At 55.7% G+C, this 18,934-nt stretch carries 18 protein-coding genes and 1 tRNA gene; 5 read left to right on the top strand and 14 right to left on the bottom strand.

The window, feature by feature from the left end; genetic code table 11:
- Positions 1-89 precede the first annotated feature (89 nt).
- Entirely contained in the window at positions 90-887 is a 798-nt protein-coding gene (gene mtfA / locus CNE01S_RS22540; RefSeq protein WP_061278754.1) for a DgsA anti-repressor MtfA, read from the bottom strand.
- Positions 888-981: 94 nt separating this feature from the next.
- On the opposite strand from mtfA, the gene CNE01S_RS22535 reads away from it, so the two are divergent.
- Positions 982-1,071, top strand: a tRNA-Ser gene (locus tag CNE01S_RS22535).
- A gap of 175 nt (positions 1,072-1,246) precedes the next feature.
- Entirely contained in the window at positions 1,247-1,582 is a 336-nt protein-coding gene (locus tag CNE01S_RS22530) for a DMT family transporter (RefSeq protein WP_061278752.1), read from the top strand.
- An 8-nt stretch (positions 1,583-1,590) separates the two neighbouring features.
- On the opposite strand, the gene CNE01S_RS22525 is transcribed toward CNE01S_RS22530, so the two are convergent.
- From CNE01S_RS22525 to CNE01S_RS22490, 8 genes are all read right to left on the bottom strand, one after another.
- The gene (locus CNE01S_RS22525) at positions 1,591-2,916 is read right to left on the bottom strand and encodes an HdeD family acid-resistance protein (RefSeq protein ID WP_061278750.1); all 1,326 of its coding nucleotides are present in this window, start codon (positions 2,914-2,916) and stop codon (positions 1,591-1,593) included.
- 44 nt (positions 2,917-2,960) lie between these two features.
- Positions 2,961-4,229 carry an MASE1 domain-containing protein gene (locus tag CNE01S_RS22520; RefSeq protein ID WP_061278748.1) on the bottom strand — a complete coding sequence of 423 codons (1,269 nt, stop codon included), beginning with the start codon at positions 4,227-4,229 and terminating at the stop codon, positions 2,961-2,963.
- Positions 4,230-4,343: 114 nt separating this feature from the next.
- Positions 4,344-4,967, bottom strand: coding sequence for a hypothetical protein (locus CNE01S_RS22515; RefSeq protein WP_245874459.1), 624 nt, complete (start codon positions 4,965-4,967; stop codon positions 4,344-4,346).
- A 325-nt stretch (positions 4,968-5,292) separates the two neighbouring features.
- A complete protein-coding gene (gene argE / locus CNE01S_RS22510; protein WP_061278758.1) occupies positions 5,293-6,441 on the bottom strand; it encodes an acetylornithine deacetylase in 1,149 nt (382 codons plus the stop codon).
- The gene (locus CNE01S_RS22505) at positions 6,434-7,108 is read right to left on the bottom strand and encodes a DUF1028 domain-containing protein (protein WP_061278745.1); all 675 of its coding nucleotides are present in this window, start codon (positions 7,106-7,108) and stop codon (positions 6,434-6,436) included. Before CNE01S_RS22505 ends, argE begins: the two co-directional genes overlap by 8 nt.
- Positions 7,105-7,533: a RidA family protein gene (locus tag CNE01S_RS22500; RefSeq protein WP_061278743.1), complete on the bottom strand. Its 429-nt coding sequence runs from the start codon at positions 7,531-7,533 to the stop codon at positions 7,105-7,107. The genes CNE01S_RS22505 and CNE01S_RS22500 overlap by 4 nt, the downstream gene beginning before the upstream one ends.
- Before the next feature lie 26 nt (positions 7,534-7,559).
- A complete protein-coding gene (locus CNE01S_RS22495; protein WP_061278741.1) occupies positions 7,560-8,825 on the bottom strand; it encodes a flavin-containing monooxygenase in 1,266 nt (421 codons plus the stop codon).
- Between the two features lie 176 nt (positions 8,826-9,001).
- The gene (locus tag CNE01S_RS22490) at positions 9,002-9,925 is read right to left on the bottom strand and encodes a LysR family transcriptional regulator (RefSeq protein ID WP_061278739.1); all 924 of its coding nucleotides are present in this window, start codon (positions 9,923-9,925) and stop codon (positions 9,002-9,004) included.
- A 531-nt stretch (positions 9,926-10,456) separates the two neighbouring features.
- On the opposite strand from CNE01S_RS22490, the gene CNE01S_RS22485 reads away from it, so the two are divergent.
- Positions 10,457-11,284 carry an ABC transporter substrate-binding protein gene (locus tag CNE01S_RS22485; RefSeq protein ID WP_082763275.1) on the top strand — a complete coding sequence of 276 codons (828 nt, stop codon included), beginning with the start codon at positions 10,457-10,459 and terminating at the stop codon, positions 11,282-11,284.
- 24 nt (positions 11,285-11,308) lie between these two features.
- On the top strand, positions 11,309-12,841 hold the full coding sequence (locus CNE01S_RS22480; RefSeq protein WP_061278737.1) for an amino acid ABC transporter permease/ATP-binding protein: 1,533 nt from the start codon (positions 11,309-11,311) through the stop codon (positions 12,839-12,841).
- A gap of 43 nt (positions 12,842-12,884) precedes the next feature.
- Here the strand turns inward: CNE01S_RS22480 and CNE01S_RS22475 are convergent, their stop codons facing one another.
- The 5 genes from CNE01S_RS22475 to CNE01S_RS24855 form a co-directional block, all read right to left on the bottom strand.
- On the bottom strand, positions 12,885-13,226 hold the full coding sequence (locus CNE01S_RS22475; protein ID WP_061278735.1) for a DUF2493 domain-containing protein: 342 nt from the start codon (positions 13,224-13,226) through the stop codon (positions 12,885-12,887).
- Between the two features lie 67 nt (positions 13,227-13,293).
- The gene (locus CNE01S_RS22470; protein WP_061278734.1) at positions 13,294-14,946 is read right to left on the bottom strand and encodes a Na/Pi cotransporter family protein; all 1,653 of its coding nucleotides are present in this window, start codon (positions 14,944-14,946) and stop codon (positions 13,294-13,296) included.
- Between the two features lie 2 nt (positions 14,947-14,948).
- Positions 14,949-15,185, bottom strand: coding sequence for a hypothetical protein (locus CNE01S_RS22465; protein WP_061278731.1), 237 nt, complete (start codon positions 15,183-15,185; stop codon positions 14,949-14,951).
- Positions 15,186-15,259: 74 nt separating this feature from the next.
- Positions 15,260-17,953, bottom strand: a complete 2,694-nt coding sequence (gene mgtA / locus CNE01S_RS22460) for a magnesium-translocating P-type ATPase (RefSeq protein WP_061278729.1) — start codon at positions 17,951-17,953, stop codon at positions 15,260-15,262.
- A gap of 315 nt (positions 17,954-18,268) precedes the next feature.
- Entirely contained in the window at positions 18,269-18,514 is a 246-nt protein-coding gene (locus CNE01S_RS24855; protein WP_072279210.1) for a hypothetical protein, read from the bottom strand.
- 222 nt (positions 18,515-18,736) lie between these two features.
- On the opposite strand from CNE01S_RS24855, the gene CNE01S_RS25655 reads away from it, so the two are divergent.
- Positions 18,737-18,934, top strand: a 198-nt coding sequence (locus CNE01S_RS25655) for a hypothetical protein (RefSeq protein WP_218009456.1), incomplete at its 3' end; no start/stop codon positions are given.

Here is an 18,934-nt window from a genome sequence, read left to right as displayed (position 1 = left end):
GGGGCGAATATTAGCGTTAGCCATAAAACCTGTCAACAGTAAAAGTAACGCATTAATTCATATGGTTAAATTTGCGCCTCGTTGCTGATTTAATGCACCGTATTTCCGGCGATGCCAGGGGAGTTTTCGCGCTCAACCAGACGTTGAATGGGGTCTTGTCCGTAGAACTGGCAAAAACGTTGGTAAAGCGAAGCGAAACGTGGCGTGAAAAGCTGCGGTGCGCTGAAAAAATATTCTGAAAGCACGGCAAAACATTCTGCCGGATCGGTCGCGGCATAGGCGTCGATGCTGGCGGCATTTTCGCCCACCATGTCGATTTCATCCTGGATGCTGTCCATCGCGGCGTGGAGGTCGTGTTCCCAGCCGGCCACATCCCGCAACGCAATTAACGGCACGCCGCTGGCACGGTCGCCGTTGCGACTGTCCAGCTTGTGGGCAACTTCGTGAACAATCAGATTAAAGCCGGAGGCGTCGAAGGAGTCCTGCACGTCGAGCCAGTTCAGGACGATTGGGCCCTGCTGCCAGCTTTGCCCGGACTGCACCACGCGCTGGCTATGTACCAGGCCGAAGTCGTCCTGCCATTCGTCATCAACGATAAACGGCGCGGGGTAGAGCAGTATTTCGTGGAAACCGTCCAGCCACTCGATGCCCAGCTCAAGCACGGGCAGGCAAAACAGCAGCGCAATACGAGTGGACTTTAAATCATCCAGTTCAATACCCTGCAGCGGCACCAGCCGTTTTTGCTGTAAAAAACGATCCGCAAGGCCAACTAATTTCTGCTGCTCGTTTTCACTGAGGGGTGCCAGAACGGGAATGGCTAACGCCTGTTCCCACGGCAAAGCGGGGTCAGCGCTTGAATCACTTGCTTTCCAGGGCCACTTAATCATGTTACTTGCTCGCAAAGTCATCGTTTGAACTGAAACGAAAGAACCCAGACTGTTAAAATGCCGCATAACCTGGCATGATGGCAACCATCAGAACGGAGAGATGCCGGAGCGGCTGAACGGACTAGTCTCGAAAACTAGAGTAGGGGCAACTCTACCGGGGGTTCAAATCCCCCTCTCTCCGCCAATTATTCAAGCACTTATCGCATTAAATTTCAGTGACCCATCTCTCGCTCCGGAAGTCGGGCGCAGCCATTCTGGATGACAAACAGCTTAACCGGCCCGTGATTTCCCCATTGTTGAAATTCTGTGCCTCATCAAGTTCTATACTCTCCCGAGGATTTTATACAACGGGAAAAAAGATGCTTAATACTTACGTTATCCTCGCCATCTCTATCTGCGCTGAAACGCTGGCCACAACCATGATGAAAGCCTCAGATGGGTTTAGCCGGCTGGTGGCGAGCGTGGTTGTCGTCGTGGGCTATGCGATTTCATTCTATGGTCTTTCCCAGGTGGTAAAGACCATGAATATTGGTATCGCCTATGCAATTTGGGCAGGAATGGGGATCTTCCTGGTTTCGGTGATGTCGTTCCTGTTTTATAAACAGAAACTCGATCTGCCGGCTATCGCAGGCATGCTGTTTATTGCTGTAGGCATCATCATTATTCAGCTTTTCTCAAAGTCTGTTACCCACTGACTGGCCAGTTATTCCCCGGCCTTTCTGTCGTCGCGCCACTTGAAGGACAAGCGTTGATACCAGGGCTCCGGGACAGGGTGAACGATGCTGCGTAGCGCTCTGGCGTAATCCATCACCAGCCCCGGTGTCCAGGCCATAGAAATGGCGCGTTTGCGCACCTGAGCCGCTATCCAGAGTTCAGGCATGGCGAGCGTCCTTAGAATCGATAACCCGCTTTTCGTGCGTTTCGAGAGCACGCCATCCAGCGATGCTTCCAGGGCGTAGGCAACGCTGCTGGAGCAATTGCGGTAGGTCAGGTTATAGGTTTTCGTCAGCTTGTAGGCGCTCCAGAAACGCTGCAACGCTTTGCCGTTGTATTGGTGGAAGTAGATTTTGCGATCTGACTGGCACCACTCTGCTGCTTCGGTGGCATAGTCAGGCTGGAACGTCCCCGGCACGTCGTTATCGCGCGTGGCCTTAAGCGTGTTTAAGAACTCGGCCGGCGATCGGTCAATGTCTTCTGCAGGATAAAGGCTGATGTAAATCCCGGGCGGGACTTCAAGCGCGGCGTGGCCCGTCGATATAACCCCTTCTGAGTCCACGGCGGCGATATAGCGATTGATAACCGGGCGCGGAATGGTCGACGCGCTGGCAGTGCCTTCCGGGGTCCAGATATGGACGGTTAGCGGTTCACGAAAATCAGCGTTCTCCGGCTCTGCGATCTTAGGTTTTGCGTCCGCCCCTTTTTTCACTTCAAAACCGATTCCAGCAGGCACTAAAAGATCAAAGACAGAGGTGCCTTCCCGCAGCCTGGCCACGCGCAGCGCGAGCCGTACGGTATGAATGCCGCTGAAAACCATCAGCGTGCCCAGGAAGAACGAAACCGTGGCTTTATAATGGGTTGGCCAGGGGCTGAACATAAAAAAGGCGAATATGATTTGCGCTAAACCAGTCGCCAGAGTGCTCTTCCAGTGAGGGAAACGCACAATCCACGCCGAGAAAATAACGAACAGGCCAATGACGAAATAGGCAAAACCAAAGACGATAGCCAGCAGCAAATTACTGTAAGACTGGTTGGATAAGATAAGCAGCGAGACGAAACAAAAAATGCCGCCCTTAAAGTAGAGCACCGCTTTTTGCGCCCCGACGCCGCCGGAGGCAATGCTGAGCGTCACCAGGCTTTCCAGCAGCAAAAGCAGGCCAAAAAAGCGCAGAGGGAAGTACGTCACGCCGTCCAGGCCATCGAGGAAAATAGCCAGCCCGAGCAGACTCCACAGGCTGCCAAGCAGGATCAGGTATTTGACCCTGGAGCGCATAAAGTCGACGCCGAACAGTAACAACGCAATCTGAATCACTAGCCTGTCTCTCCTTAAAAAAGTTATCACGTCCGTGTTTAGATTTAGATAGCCAGATCGTAATGGCTGGCCTGCCAGTTTCCGACAATAATGCGCTTGCCGCCGTTTGACATCGCAACGCCGCCGCTGTCAACCAGCGTTAGCCACTCATCGTCATTCGCCTTAATACGAAATATCAGGGGCTTGTGTTTGTTCTGAACCGGGCCGAGCCAGTGCTGCCTGAGTTTTTCCCGATCTGAAGGATGTACATACCCCAGCACTCGCTCGACGGTGTCAAACTCTGCCCGGTAACCCGCGCCCAGCAATGACGAGAGATCGTTTTCCCAGCTGAATACGCCGGTTTCGGGCTCCAGTCGATAAAGTATGCCGTTACCCGCAAGCCTGCCGGTATCGGGGTTGAAACGCGTCGTCGAACGCCTTAACACACGGACAAATACGATAAGCAAGGCGGTCGCTGAGAGGTAACTCAGGGCCAGGAGTAGCGATTCGGTAAAGTTAAGGCCGCGAAGAAAGAAGGGCCCCTGATGCTGGTCGGTAAAGTGGATGACGATGGCGCCCAACGCCAGCAGGCCGACGGACCCCCCGCGATTGCCCCAGACCAGGGAAAGCATCATCGTCAGCACAATCGGCAGGCAAGAAAGGGCAAAATAGAGCGCGGCGGCCTCGGTTTTGAGCCAGGTTCCGCTGTAGTCGAAAATAAATACCGTTGCCGCGCAAATCAGCAGCAACAGCGCCAGGCCTGCTAGTCGAGTCGACCAGGATAGTGCGGCCCGGGGACCACGTTTATTCACGAAGCCCATGACGACGGTTGTCGCGAAGAAGATCCCGGTCACGTCTGCAACGAACCCGTTTGAGATAGTCTTCGCCACTGGCTGGTCGGTGAAGAACGCGTAACCTCCTCCGACGATAAGCGCATCAAACACGCTGACGACAAAGGTGGCGGAGATCCACAGCAGGATGACGTGCAGGTCGTCATTTGGCCGTGAGAATCGGCGCACCAGCCAGGCGATGAGAACGTTGGCCGGCATCGCCAGCAGCGAGTAACCCAGCGTGGTTAAAAAAAGAGGTATGCTCTGCCAGGCTTCATCCAGCAGTACGCTTGCCAGCGCGAAGATGAGGATAAGCGCAGGGTAATCACGCCAGCGGGCGGACAAAAAAGCTGCTACGGCGACGCCCGATGGCAACCAGACAATCGCTATGGCAGAGTTTGGGTCGTCAAATTTTAGTGAGATAAGCCCGGACAGATAATAGACCAGCCCCCACAAAAGCAGGATAGCGGTTTGCTGCAGCCAGGAAGGGAAATACGTTTTCATTTCTCGTCCATTTTTGATTCAGGAAAGCGCGCAGCATTCCGCTGTCGGGCGTTATTTTACTTAAATGCTAACAACCCTTTACTGAAAAGACAAAGCAGGACCGTTTATGCCACGTCAGACGGTACGACGTGGATCGGCTTTCTCTGGGGATAAAATGGTCCGGAGACTGGCTCCGGACGGTTGAATTTGTCCTTCATACTGATGATTCTCTTCAATAGCTTGCTCGGGGGGATGTCCATGCGCTCCCGTTTCTGCCACGATGCTTTGCTTATAAAGATTGGGTTGTTCTGCCGCTCCGGGGCGCAAGCAGCGCGAAGCGGGAGAGGGAAGCAAAGCGATGCGCAAAGATTCCCTAAGCTCTCTTTGTATCCATTTCATGGCCTGATTTGGCATGGCTGAGACGGACATTTTGCCCGCCAGAAGACAGGGTTTCACGTTCCAGACCATCAATAAAATGTCCTTGCGGGTCCCTGAATCGGACGAATGGTAGATTTTTGCGGACGTCAGGAGTGAACTGGCCTGCGCCTCCCAGCTATAAACCAGTAAAGCAACAGAATCTTTTCGGTCATCCAGCGGCTTTACTGCGGGTTTAAAAATACTTATGACGATCAGTGCGGCCAGCATGCCGAGCAGTAAGCCACCGCACAACAGCAGCAGGCGTTGGCTGTTTTTATTAAGCAAAAATAAGCGTGTTTTGAACCCGGACATTCCAATCAACCCCAGGGCTGAAGCGGCCATTTCCAATAAGAAAATGCCCCTCATCTAACCCGTATTTAATAAGCGAAACAGCAAAACCCTTATGTAAAAATTAGATTAATTTGTTGTGAATTAAATGTTTTGAAAGCAGGGCGTTATTACTATTAATCCTCCACGATCATCCTCCTTAAGAGTAAATAATGGCTCAACGATAAGGAATAAACCCAGATTTATACTGGTTATTTGCCGCTGCTCATTCCATTTTTAGAGTTAATGATTTAAGTGGTGATATTTTTAAGTGATATATTCTGCTGGTTTGCTTTTGTGTCGCATATATTTTCGGGGGCCTGCAGACGCTATGCAGCGTTCAGGCGAGCATCCACTGGCGCAGGTTGTCCAGCATCGCCATGCATTTGTGCAGCTGTTCTTCGGCCACAAACTCATCGGGCTTATGCCCCTGTTCCATGCTGCCGGGGCCACAAATCAGCGTGGCGATCCCGGCTTCATCAAAAAGCCCACCCTCGGTGCCAAACGCCACGGTGCTGTAGTCAGCGCTGCCGCACCACTGCGCCAGCCATCGGGCAAATTCGGACTGCGCGTCCGTTAGCAGGCCGGGGTAGTGGCTGAGTGGAGTAAACCGGATGGCGCTTGCCGGGGAAACGCTTTGCATGGCGGGCTCCAGGTTTTGCCGCGCATAGCGCTGAATGTCATCCACCACTGTGGCGGCATCAACCCCCGGCAGGTAGCGAATTTCAAAATCAAACTGGCACTCCTGCGGGACAATGTTCAGCGCGCTGCCGCCGTGAATGGTGCCGACCTGGAGCGTGCTGAACGGAGGATCAAAGCGGATATCTGTCGTTTGCGTTAACGCCTCGCGAGCCTCGCCCAGCTTGCCGATGAGCCGGGCAGCATATTCAATGGCGTTCACGCCCTGTGGCGCATAGGCGGAGTGACAGGCGTGGCCGTGTACCTCGCAGCGCAGGGCTATTTTGCCTTTATGCCCGTAAACCGGGCGCATTTCGGTCGGCTCGCCCACAATGCAAAGTGCGGGCTTCTCTTTTGAAGCACGGAGATGCTCCACCAGGCTACGCACGCCGAGACAGCCAACTTCCTCGTCATAGGAGAAGGCGAGGTGCAGCGGCATTCTCAGCGGCTGTGCAAGAAACCCTGGCACGGAGGCCAGCACGCAGGCGATAAAACCCTTCATGTCCGCCGCGCCGCGCCCATAGTAGCGGCCATCCCGGTAGGTCATGTCGAAAGGGGGAACGCTCCACGTCTGCCCGTCCACCGGCACCACGTCCGTATGGCCGGAGAGCATCACGCCGCCGCCGCCCGCCGGGCCAAGCACCGCATAAAGATTGGCTTTACGCCCGTCTTCACTGTGAAACAGCTCTGCGTCGATACCCCATTCGGCGAGATAATCATGGATATCCTGGATCAACGCCAGGTTCGACTCGCGGCTGGTGGTGTCCCGTGCCAGCAACTTCTGTAATAAAGGAATCAGCCGGTTATTCATCGCCGGGTACGCCATAGCTGGGGGCTTCTCGCGGGTCGAGCGCGCGAATAAGGTAATCCTGCATTTGTGGTTTATAGGCCAGCCAGAGTGAATGCAGTGCGGCGATCGGGTTTTCGTCCGCCCAGTCCACGCGCAGGTCGATAACCGGCCAGGCGACGGTGTCCACCACCTTTAATGCCGCCGAATGCACCGGCCCGGCTTCGCCGCCTTTTTCCAGCGCCGCCTCAAGCGCGGCAAGCAGCCTGTCCGCCAGCGTGCCGCTGCTTTTTTCGAAGCGCTCGATCATGGCGTTAATCACCGTTTTATCGGCCAGCATATTGCCCGCCGCCACGCAGTTATCCCCCTCCACGGCGTGGTAAATGCCCAGAGAATGAGAGCCGCTGTGGCAGGCGGTTTTACCGTTGCTGTCGATGGCGGTAACCTGCCGATAGTCGCCGTGCAGATGTTCGCTGACGACCAGCTTTAGCGCCTGCGGTGGCGCAACGCCTTCGCCCAGCTTTGACAGCACCATCGGCCCCAGCGCGGGCAGAGTGATATTCTGGCTCGACACCGCGCCCACGCCCGGTACCAGCCACGGGCAACGTGCGCCGACCGCGATGCTGGATGAGCTAATGGCGATGCCAAGCTGGCCGGTTTCCCGGCAGCGTGCGGCGATAGAAAATGTCATTTGCCGCCCTCAGCATCGTCGGGGATCACCGCGATAACATCGATTTCCATCAGCCACTGCGGCTGGCCGAGGGCAGAAACGACCAGCCCGGTGGAGATCGGGAATACCCCTTTCAGCCATTTTCCGACTTCCTGATACACCGGCTCGCGGTAGCGCGGGTCGATAATATAGGTGGTGGTTTTAACGATGTGGGAGAGGTCGCTCCCGGCTTCCTCCAGCAGTTGCTTAACGTTCTTCATCGCCTGCTCGGCCTGCGCCTGCGGGTCGCCCAGTCCAATCAACTTCCCTTCAAAATCCGTCCCGACCTGGCCGCGCACATAGACGGTATTCCCGGCGCGTACCGCCTGGCAGAGGTCGTTGTTCAGCGACTGGTTAGGGTAGGTTTCTTTGGTGTTAAACATGCGAATACGGGTATGCGTTGGCATCAGTTAATTCCTTGTTGGCAAAAAGATTAGCGCTGGGAAGCGTCGAGGTAGCGGCTGTATTTGCGCTGGGTTTCAATGTGGTCGGCAACATATTTTGCGTCATGCCACACGCCCCAGATAAACGTTGAGCCCCGGCGGGAAAGCCACGGCAGCCCGAGGAAATAGATGCCAGCCTCGCTGGAAACGCCGCGCTGGTGGCGCGGTTTGCCCTGAGCATCAAAAGCATCCACCTGTAGCCAGCCGTAGTCCGGGGAGTATCCGGTCGCCCAGATAATCGAGGTGATGCCTGCTTCAGTCAGGTTCAATTCAAGCGTAGGCTGGGTGACGCAAAGGGGATCTGCCGGGAAAATGCGGGCCTGCGGCTCTTCGGGCAGGTCAAGGCCGTTGCGGGCAATCCATGCATCGGCGGCGTCCAGCAGGGCCAGGTAGCTTTCATCGCCCTGGCGGATGTTATGGGCGAGGTTATCTTCAAAAAAGACCTTCCCCTCGGCAAAACGCTGGGTCAGGCCGACAAGGTGAATGCCCTGGTGCGCCAGGGACCGGAAATCAACGGTGTGGCCGCCGCGTGCGCCGCTCACCGCAATGGTGACGTGTTCTTTGCCGGGCTGATTGGCCGCCGCATCCCACAGCCCAAGTACGCCCAGCCACCAGCAAAAGTCCCGGTTACGGTAAGCGCGAGGTGGCCGATCGTGGGCGCCGACGGACAGGTAAACCTGCTTGCCAGAACGCTGGATCTCATCGGCAATTTGCACCCCGGATGAACCCGCGCCCACCACCAATACGGCTCCAGCAGGCAGCTGGGCCGGGTTTTTGTAGGCAGCGGAATGTATCTGGTACAGCTGGCTATCTGCCGGGGCAATGGCTGGCACAACCGGGCGCTGGAAAGGCCCGGTCGCGGCGACGATATGCTTCGCTTCGACAATACCGTCGCTGGTTTCCACGGTGAAACCCGGCCTGCCGTGATTACGCTTTACGCTTTTCACTTCTACGCCCGTTTTTACCGGCGCTTCAAATTTACGGGCGTAGTCTTCAAAGTAGTTAGCCACCTCGTCTTTAGGGATAAAACTGTCCGGGTCGGCGGCGTTAAATTCAAGCCCGGGGAAGCGGTCGTGCCAGGCCGGGCCGTTGGCCACCAGTGAATCCCAGCGGCCGCTGCGCCAGGCTTCGGCAATGCGGTTTTTCTCCAGCACCAGGTGGGGAATACCGAGGCGCGTCAGGTGCTCACTCATGGCGATCCCGGCCTGGCCGGCGCCAATCACAAGGGTGTCTGTCTGTATTTTTATTTCGGTCATGTCTGTTTCCTTGGTGCTCGGGAAATAAGATTCAGCGCAGCTTCGCTATGGCACAAGGTTATTGAGCGGCAGACATTCCGTAAAATATTATAAATCTAGGGATAAGGCATAAATAAAGTAGCCTCAATGTACAGGCTATGAATTCCCTGTATTTTAAGGCGGTGAATCTCGCTTTTTTAATCTTTTTCCAGGGCTTCCGGCATCAGCTCAAACGTGCGGCAGTAATCCATAAATAAACGCGTCGGGCGGGTTGGCTCGTTATTGCGTAAATAAGCCATCACCAGCGTGGAGGCCGCCATGTCATCGATGATTTCAACCTGTTTAACGTGCTGGCCGTCATAGGTAACGTCGGTGCAGGGGCGGGTAACCAGCACCGAAAACCCCATTCCCTGGCCGACCATGCAGCGCACCATTTCAATCGACGGCGAACTGTAGGCCACTGCCGGGTGCAGGCCTTTGTCGGTGAAAATGTTCATGAAGTAGCTTTTGCTGGGAATGACATCCAGCAGGATCATCGGCTCGCGGCTAAGTTCTTTGAGCGTCACGGACGTTTTCTTCGCCAGTGGATGAGCCGCCGGCAGCAAAGCATAAGGCTTCTGCGGGGCGTTCAGCCTTTCGGTATGCAGCGTGCTTTCCAGTTCGAGGTTGTACATAAACGCCAGGTCAAAGCGTCCGCGATGCAGCCCGTAGGTGAGCTCATTTTGCTCGCCGTCGTACAGTCGGATGGTAATTTCAGGATAAAGCTTGCGAAACCCGGCGATAAGGCGCGGCAGATAAAGCGGGGCTGCGGATTCAAAGCAGCCAATCGCGATGGTGCCGGACACAAGGTCGTTATCCGCTTTGGCATTTTGCTCAAACTGGTATGAAAGCCGCAGCAGCTCGCGGGCTTTTTCATAAAACCGCAGCCCGCCGGGCGTGAGCGAAACGCCCTGCGCGTGGTGACGAATAAAAAACTGCTGCTCGAAGGTGTCTTCCAGGTTTTTGATGGCAATGGAAACCGAAGGCTGGGCGATATGCAGCTGCCTGGAGGCTTCTGCAATGCTCTGCGCCTCAACAACGGTGACAAAGTACTTGAGCTGCTTGAGCGTGAAATGTGTCATAGCGCTAACCCCGCTTTTTTATTGTCTGTGAAGCCTGGAAGAGAGTTTCAGACTATTCAGTCATTCTGTAGCAAGGCCTGTGCCAGATACCGGCAGGGTTGATGAAAACGGTAAAAATCATGCCCTGAAAAAATATTTTTAATTTTATTGGCCACGAATTGTCCCCAAAAAGTGGCAGAGGGAAAATAAGCTGCACTTTTTTGGTGCGGGTAAATATTTTGAGTCGCTATTATCTGCCTGAAATATGTCTCTATTCGTTTTCCTGCAGAAAATTAGAGCATTGCGCTGCGCTGGTGCAAAAAAATAGCCATTGCATTAAAACAATTTTTTATAGAGGTAAGGAATATTTTTCGTCCTTTATCCCCGTGCCGTTCTGCTGCAGCATGGCTCAATCGCAAACGCTCACCGAATGATTATCGTCCTGGCGAATATATTGCAAGGCAGTAGCCAGGGCGAAACCATAAGCTGTGAAAAGCGCCTCCGTTACGGAGCCAATAAAAAATGATTTATCACCTGCACTGGAGTCATCGCATGTTTACATCTTCACATAGCAAGGCGTTATTTACCTGCATGGCGGCGGCGCTGCCTTTACTGCTCTGCGGTGGGGCTCAGGCCGCCGTGATGACCCCCGGCCAGCTTACGGTGGGCAGCGACATTACCTTCCCGCCTTACGAATACCTCGACGGCAAAACGCCCGCCGGATTTGATATTGAATTTATCAACGGCGTTGCCGAGGCGATGAAGCTCAAACCTAATTATGTGGATACCCGCTTTACCAGCCTGATCCCCGGCCTGCAGGCGAAGCGCTTCGAGCTGATTGCCTCCGCGTTGTTTATCACCCCCGAGCGCCAGAAGGTTATCGACATGGTGCCGTACCTGAAAACCGGCGAATCGCTGCTGACGCTGAGCAACGCCAGCTTTAAACCGACCAAACCGGAAGAGCTTTGCGGGCATAAAGTTGGGTCGATGCAGGGGACTTACTGGCTGGAAAAACTGCATACGCTGTCGGCCGACTACTGCGTCAAGCAGGGGCTGAAGCCGATTGCGGTGAGCGAGTTTTCAACCGACCCGCAGACCACCCAGGCGTTACTTTCCCATGCGGTAGAAGTACAGATGACCGATGCCGCCGTGGCAAGCCAGGTGGTGGACAAAATGAATGGGCGGTTGGTCGTGACCTCCACGGAGCTACTGTACCCGGTGCTGGTGGGCCTTGGGGTGAGCAAAACCAACCCTGAGCTGAAAAAAGAGCTGAACGACGGTATTGCGGCCTTTAAGGCCAGCGGCAAGTACTCGGCCTTAGTGAAAAAGTATCACCTGGCGGAGCCGTCCGAAGCCGAAATTCAGGCCAGCAGTCTGTAATCATCATCGCCGGGGAGTGCGGATATGTCTTTTGACTGGAACTATTTATTCAGCCTGTTTAGCAACGCTGATTTTTGGCAGGCGACCTGGACCGTGATTAAGCTGAGCCTGCTGAGCTGGATAATCAGTATTGGGTTTGGTTTTCTTCTGGCGCTGGGCAAGCAGGCTGCCTCTCCCTGGCTCTCCTTACCCGCGCGGGCATATATCTGGCTGTTTCGCAGCCTGCCGCTGCTGGTGTTGCTGATCTTTGTTTATAACCTGCCTCAGGCGCTGCCGGGCAGTTCGGCCCTGCTGAGCGATCCTTTCTGGGCAGGGCTTATCGCGCTGGTGTTAAGCGAAACGGCTTATATCGCAGAGATTCACCGTGGGGGGCTATTGGCCATTCCTCGTGGCCAGCGTGAGGCCGCTCATGCCCTGGGACTGCGCTACGCCGGTATTCAATGGCTGGTTATCGTGCCGCAGGCGCTGCGGGTGGCGCTGCCGTCACTGGCTAACGAGTACATCTCCATCGTGAAACTTAGCTCGCTGGTTTCGGTGATTTCGCTGACCGAGATCCTGATGGTCGGGCAGCGGCTTTACTCGCAAAACTTCCTGGTGATGGAAACCATGGCGGCGGTGGCTTTCTATTATGTGTTTATCGTGACCGTCTTTGACTTCTTGCTGAAGCTGTTGGAAAAACGGCTGGATGTCACCCAGCGCAAAACCGCCCGCCTGCCGGAAACCGAACTGGAAGCGATGGCGGCGCAGGAAAGCGGGCCGGTTACTCGCCCTGCGTTGGCTGCGAACATTCCCGCCCTGCAGGCCCGCAAGCTGCACAAAGCCTATAACAATGTGGAGGTCCTTGGCGCGGTGAACCTGGACATCAAGCCCGGGGAAGTGGTGTCGGTGATTGGCCCGTCCGGCTCAGGCAAAACCACGCTCATCCGCCTGCTGAATGGCCTGGAACAGCTGGATAACGGTGAGATCCTGATTAACGGCCAGCCGTTTATTCGCCTGGAAAAACAGGGCGCTCAAAAGCCACAGTACGTGGAAAATGCCGCGCACCGGCTGAACATCGGCATGGTGTTCCAGGGGTTTAACCTGTTCCCGCATTTAACGGTGATGAAAAACCTGATGCTGGCCCCGCACTACCATCGCCTGGCGACGGATGCAGAGCTCAAGCGTGAGGCCTGCGTATTGCTTCGCAAAGTCGGGATGCTGGAACATGCCCACAAATACCCGCATCAGCTTTCCGGCGGGCAGCAACAAAGGGTAGCCATCGCCCGTGCTTTAATGATGCGCCCGCAAATCATGCTGTTTGATGAGCCTACCTCGGCGCTGGATCCTGAAAAGGTAAATGAGGTGCTGCAGGTGATCGAGAACCTGGCGGACGAGGGCATAACGATGGTGATCGTCACTCACGAGATGAACTTCGCGTTCAGCGTGTCGGACAGAATTGTGTTTATGGAGAAAGGGCGAGTGGTTTGCGATGACTCGCCTCAGGCGCTGCGCAGCGGTGAGAACCCACGCATTACCGAATTCCTGAAAGACGTTAACCTGGCGCCAGCGGCGGCCTGAAAAAGCGGGCTGCGGTAACAGAAACCTGCCGCAGCCCGTTGGATTAAATCTCGATCACCTTCACGCCGGAATTGCGCGCCATTCTTACGCACTCCGCCGTATCTTCTCCCCCAGGAAAGGCCAGCAGCACGTCGGGGCGGCTGTCCTCCAGCATAAACAGATTGCGGCGGGTTTCCGCGTATTTGCCGTGCAGCGCCCAGTTGGCCGGGTAGCGAATGACGTGCACGTCGGTGCCGCGGGCCCAGGTTTCAATGGCACCGCCGAGCGACTGATGCCCCCCGTGAATCAGCACATTCATTGTCTGCGTGCTGGCATATAAATCCAGCACGCGGGTGAGGGTGTGGGTGTCGGCATAAAACCGACCTGCGCAGATTAAAACTCTCACTTTTCTGTACCTTAAAGTTGCTTTCCTTGAAAAAACTCTCGTCCGCGCGACGGCGGTTATTGTTTTTTTAAACGTCTGGCGGCGTGTCGATAAACAGCAGGGATTTATCGCCCAGTCGGTCAATGACCGGATAGGCCACGGCGGCGATATGGTGATGCACGCGGCGGTAGTCCCTCAGTACCCGCTGGAATATGTCGCCGGATTCCGCCCAGGCATTTTTGTCCTCACGTAGTTTTTTGAAATGCTCGCGGCTGGCGGAAGCCTCGAGCTGGCGAATGGTTTCTTTGCGCTGCACCAGCTGATGGGCGGCAGATAAATCTTCACGCATAAACGCGGCTATGCCGAGACGCAGGCTGGTGAGGATTTCCGCGTGCAGCAGGCGAATATTGTGTAGCTCAAAGTCGCTGAACAGTTCGCCCCGGCGCGCGCGGCGCGTAGCTAACTGGGTCAGATTGCTGGAGAGAATGTCGCCCGCGTGCTCAAAGTTGATGATGAACATCAGGATCTCCTGGGCGCGATCGGCATCCGCGTCATTCAGCCCGTCCTGACCGATGTCGGCGAGGTAGGCGCGAACCGCCGCGCTGAGCAGATCGACAGACTGGTCAAGTTGGCGAATTTCATCTGCGGCCTGTTTTTCCTGGGTGATAAACAGCACCAGCAGGCGGTCCAGCATGATGGTAAGCATATCTGCGGCGCGCAGCGATTCGCGAACCGAATTAGACAGGCCGATATAAGCGACTTCCAGGCCAGCATCGTCGAGATACATCGGCATGCCGGGGTCGCCCACGCGCTCTTCTTCCGGGAACAGACGCTCCAGGCACCGGGCCATCGGCGCGGTCAGGCCGATAAACAGCAGCGCGAGTGTGGCGCTAAACGCGGTGTGGAACCACACCACCAGCTGCGGCGTGCTCAGCCCGGACTTCTGTGCGGTATCCGTCAGCAGCGGCAGCAGCAGTAACGCCAGCGCACAGCCGGCCAGGCGAACCATCAGGTTGCCCACCGGCAGGCGGCGAGCCACGGCGGACCCGGCGTTAAGCACTGGCGGTAATGCGCCGCCAATGTTTGCCCCAAGCACCAGCACCAGCGCGGTGGCAGGCGTCATCGCGCCGGTCGCGGCGAGGGAAGCGATCAGCAAAATAATCGCCACGCTGGAGTGGCACAGCAGGGTCAGGATCGCGGCGACCAGCAGGGCGATTAATACGTCTCCCTGCAGCCCCTGCATCACGGCGTGAAATACCGGCGTGACTTCGATGTCCGCCAGCGTGCCGCTCAGTAAATGCAGCGCAAGCAGCATCAGGCCGAGGCCAATCAGGGCGCAGCCCACGCTCTCAAAGTTGGAATGGTCGCGCATCTTAAAGACCACAAACCCGGCCAGCAGAAGCAGAGGGATGGCCATTTCCATGTTGAAGCTCATCAGCTGCACCACCAGCGTGGAGCCGATATTAGCGCCGAGCATCACCGCCAGGGCAGGGGCAAGGCTCAAGGTGCCGGCGGCGGTAAACGACGTTGCCATCATGCTCACCGCGGTGCTGCTTTGCAGGACGCCGGTAATGCCTACGCCGGCGAGCAGAGCCGTCCAGCGGTTGGTAAGGTGGCGTCCCATCCAGTTGCGCAGCGGCGTGCCGAAGCCGCGCTGCAGCGCAGTTGAAATCATATGGCTGCCCCAGAGCAGCAAAGCGATGGCGCCAGCCAGGTTAATTAACAGAGTAGTTCCGGACATAATTAATTCCCCCTCTTAAGGGCGGGTGGTGTAACAAAACGCAGTAACCTGATCGAAAAACGATGTATGGCGCTGGCGAGGTTCAGTAATGCTTTCGCGTGTCGATAGTTGATTTTCCCTCCGGCGAACCAGGCCAGGGCGCGGACGCGAAGGGTGCGGGTTATTTTCATTAAAAATAAGACAACCAGTGTGATGGTCTTATTTTTAATCAGGAAAATAATGGAATGTTGCTTTTCCATAATGCTTTCCAGCTTGTGTTGCCTGCCTGAAAGGTGCCGCCGAAGCGGCACCTTAATAACGTCTTAACGCAGCGTTAGTGCCACTGTTTGAAGCGACGCATGTAGAACGTTTTCATTGCCTGGGCCACGCAGCAGTAGGCCAGCAGGGTGCCGACCAGCCACGGGAAGTACTGCCACGGCAGCGCCTGCAGCCCAACCAACGGCCCGAGCGGGGAGAACGGCACGTAAATACCCACCGCCATCACCAGCCCGGTCATCATCATCACCGGCCATGCGGCGGTGCTCTGAATGAACGGAATTTTCTGGGTACGCAGCATGTGCACCACCAGCGTCTGCGACAGCAGGCCTTCCACGAACCAGCCGGACTGGAACAGGGTCTGCATGTGCTCGCTGTTGGCGCTGAACACAAACCACATCAACGCAAAGGTCGTCATGTCAAAAATGGATGACGTCGGGCCAATCCAGACCATGAAGCGGCCGATGTTTTTGGCATCCCATTTGCGCGGCTTGCTCAGGAACTCTTTGTCCGTTTTGTCCCACGGCAGCGCGAGCTGGGAGATGTCGTACATCAGGTTTTGCAGCAGCAGCTGGATCGCAAGCATCGGCAGGAACGGGATGAATGCGCTGGCAACCAGTACCGAGAACACGTTGCCGAAGTTGGAGCTGGCGGTCATGTTCAGGTACTTCATGATGTTGCCAAAGGTCTCGCGGCCTTTGATCACGCCTTCTTCCAGCACCATCAGGCTCTTTTCCAGCAGGATGATGTCGGCGGATTCCTTGGCGATATCGGTGCCGCTGTCGACCGAGATACCGACGTCGGCATCGCGCAGGGCAGGGGCATCGTTAATCCCGTCGCCGAGGAAGCCGACGGTATGGCCGTTAGCCTGCAGCGCCTTCAGCACGCGAGATTTTTGCAGCGGCGTCAGCTTGGCAAACACGGTGCGCTCTTCCACCAACTGCTGGAGGGAGGCATCGCTCAGTTGCTCAATCTGCGGGCCGAGCACCGGCTCGCCCGGTTCCAGCCCGACCTGGCGGCAGATGCGGGTGGTGACGATAGCGTTATCGCCGGTCAGCACTTTTACCGCCACGCCAATGTCCATCAGGGCGGCAATCGCCGGGCCTGCGCTCTCCTTCGGTGGATCGAGGAAGGTGAGGAAGCCCCGGATGATCAGGTCGTGCTCATCGTCGGTGCCGTACTGCTTTTTCGCCTCGGCTTTAGGAATCTCGCGGGTGGCTACCACGAGGACGCGGAAACCGTCTTTGTTGTAGTCGTTGGTCATTGCCAGCATGGCGTCACGACGCTGGTCGTCCAGGGCGATAACCTTGCCGTTCTCTTCCATGTGGGTGGCAATGCTCAGCATCTCTTCCACGGCGCCTTTGCACACCAGCAGGTGATTGCTCTGGCTGTCCTTCACTACAATCGACAGGCGACGACGCACGAAATCAAACGGCATCTCGTCGACTTTGCTGTAGCCCTGCGGTTTGACGAAGTTTGGCTCATTGTCAGAGAAGTAAATGACGGCCTGGTCCATCAGGTTTTTGATGCCGCTTTGGTGGTAACTGTTAAGCCAGGCCAGCCCCAGCACGGACTCGTTTTTCTGACCGTTGGTGCCAACGTGGTGCTCGAGGATGATCTTATCCTGCGTCAGCGTGCCGGTTTTGTCGGTGCACAGCACGTCCATTGCGCCCAGGTTTTGGATAGCGTTCAGGCGCTTAACCACCACTTTACGCTTCGCCATCGCCACCGCGCCTTTGGCAAGGTTGGCGCTGACGATCATCGGCAGCATTTCTGGCGTCAGGCCCACGGCAACCGCAAGGGCAAACAGCAGGGCATCCCACCATTCGCCTTTCATCAGGCCGTTGATCAGGAATACTACCGGCACCATGACCAGCATAAAGCGGATCAGCAGCCAGCTGACGCTGTTCACGCCGCGGTCGAAGGCTGTTTGCGCGCGGCTCCCGACAATCGCTTTAGCCAGCGAGCCAAAGTAAGTCCGTGGCCCGGTCGCCACCACCACAGCCTGCGCGGTACCGCTGACCACGTTGGTGCCCATAAAGCAGATGTTAGGGATATCAAGTAGGTTCTCGCTGTCGATAGCCTTATCGTGCGCGGACTTTTGTGCCACGTCGCCCAGGGTGTCGTATTTCTCAATCGGCAGCGCTTCACCGGTCAGCACGGCCTGGCTGATAAACAGATCCCGGGACTCAATGAGGCGCACGTCTGCCGGGATCATGTCGCCCGCATAGAGCTGCACGATATCGCCCACGACCAGCTCGCGCATCGGGATTTCACGCGGGGTTCCTTTTTGCCCCGCATGTTCACGACGAACGACCGTGGCGGTGGTACGAACCATTGCTTTCAGCGCTTCGGCAGACTTCGCCGAACGGTGTTCCTGCCAGAAACGCACCAGGCCGCTGAGCGCCACCATAGTGCCGATAATAATCACCGTCGTCAGGTCGCCGTCTTCGCCGTGGCTGGTCGGCAGCCAGTAATCGGTGAAGAAGCTGATCCCGGCGAGAATGCCGAGCACGTAAATAAACGGGTTATTGAATGCCATCAGCAGCTGAACCAGCGCGTGAGGCGGCTTGTCATGGGCAACTTCGTTCAGGCCGTCCCGCTCCAGCCGGGCGCTGGCGTGGGCTTCCTGTAGCCCTTCCCGGGTAGTGTTCAGATTGACCAGGGTTTCTGCGATGCCGTTTTTGGCTTCCTGGGCGGCACGCATAGACAGCGGGCTTTTTTTATTACGGTTCTTGGTTTGTACAGTCATGGTGGTGCTCCTGTCGCCGGGCGGCAGCAGACTCTTTACGGTAAACGCCAAATTAAGGGCGGCCGAAAATAGCCCGATGTCGCATGAGCGATCGGTTTTAAATTAATTTCGCACAGGGTTTCTCGCTATTTATTTATAAAAATAAACAGGTGAGAAATTTATATTTTCTTTTTTCTGGACATGATTATTCCTGCTGATAAATATGCCGGAAGGCATCAGCGAATAAACAGGTACCAGCAGTGACGTAACTCAGCGTGGCGCACGAAAGCGGGCTGCGGCATAGCGCACAGACGAACCTACGGCGTAACGGCTGAATCAGGCTGCGAAGGGTCGACTTTGTGGGTCTTCGCCATCAGAGAAGCTGCAACGACGCTCCAGCTGGCCGGTGACAGGACTGACACGCCAGTTGGTGATGCGTTGATTCAACTCACTGATTTTCGAAGAGAAAATTGAGTTTGACTGTTTTTTGCGTACGGACAACACCCGATCGCGGGGCGGCCGGACACGCAGCGTTGATGTCACTGTTTTGACACCAGGAAAAAGGGTAGATTTGAAGTTCATAACACACCTCGGGACCGTGAAAACCCTGGTCGAGGTGGGACAACACGAGAGCATCAGGCTCCGGCGAGACACACCAAAACGAAGAAGTGATCACAATCGATTTCATGTTTACTTTCCCGAACCGCCATTAAGGCCATGTTCGGGCAGCTACTAAATTCAGTATCCATTAGTCTCTTATGTCAGGTTAGGAAAGGCCGCAACTTCGGCCCGTGAAATCTACCCATGAGCAATACTATTGTCAACCCGGCAATGGAAATTAAATTCGTTCGTTTATATTTCAGTGAGGGAATATTGGGGGAAGGGAATAAAGATTATTTTTTCTGGTGGTTTCGGGGGAACGTTTTGTCATGCTGGCACAATGAAATTCCGTTCACTTTTGGTTCTTTCTCATATGCTGCCACGATTACGGTGAACGTGTCC

It is taken from the genome of Cedecea neteri NBRC 105707 = ATCC 33855 (assembly GCF_001571265.1).
GTDB classification, from domain to species: Bacteria; Pseudomonadota; Gammaproteobacteria; order Enterobacterales; family Enterobacteriaceae; genus Cedecea; species Cedecea neteri.
Note: the sequence above shows the minus strand (reverse complement) of the source record. Positions and strands in the feature narration are given on the sequence as shown.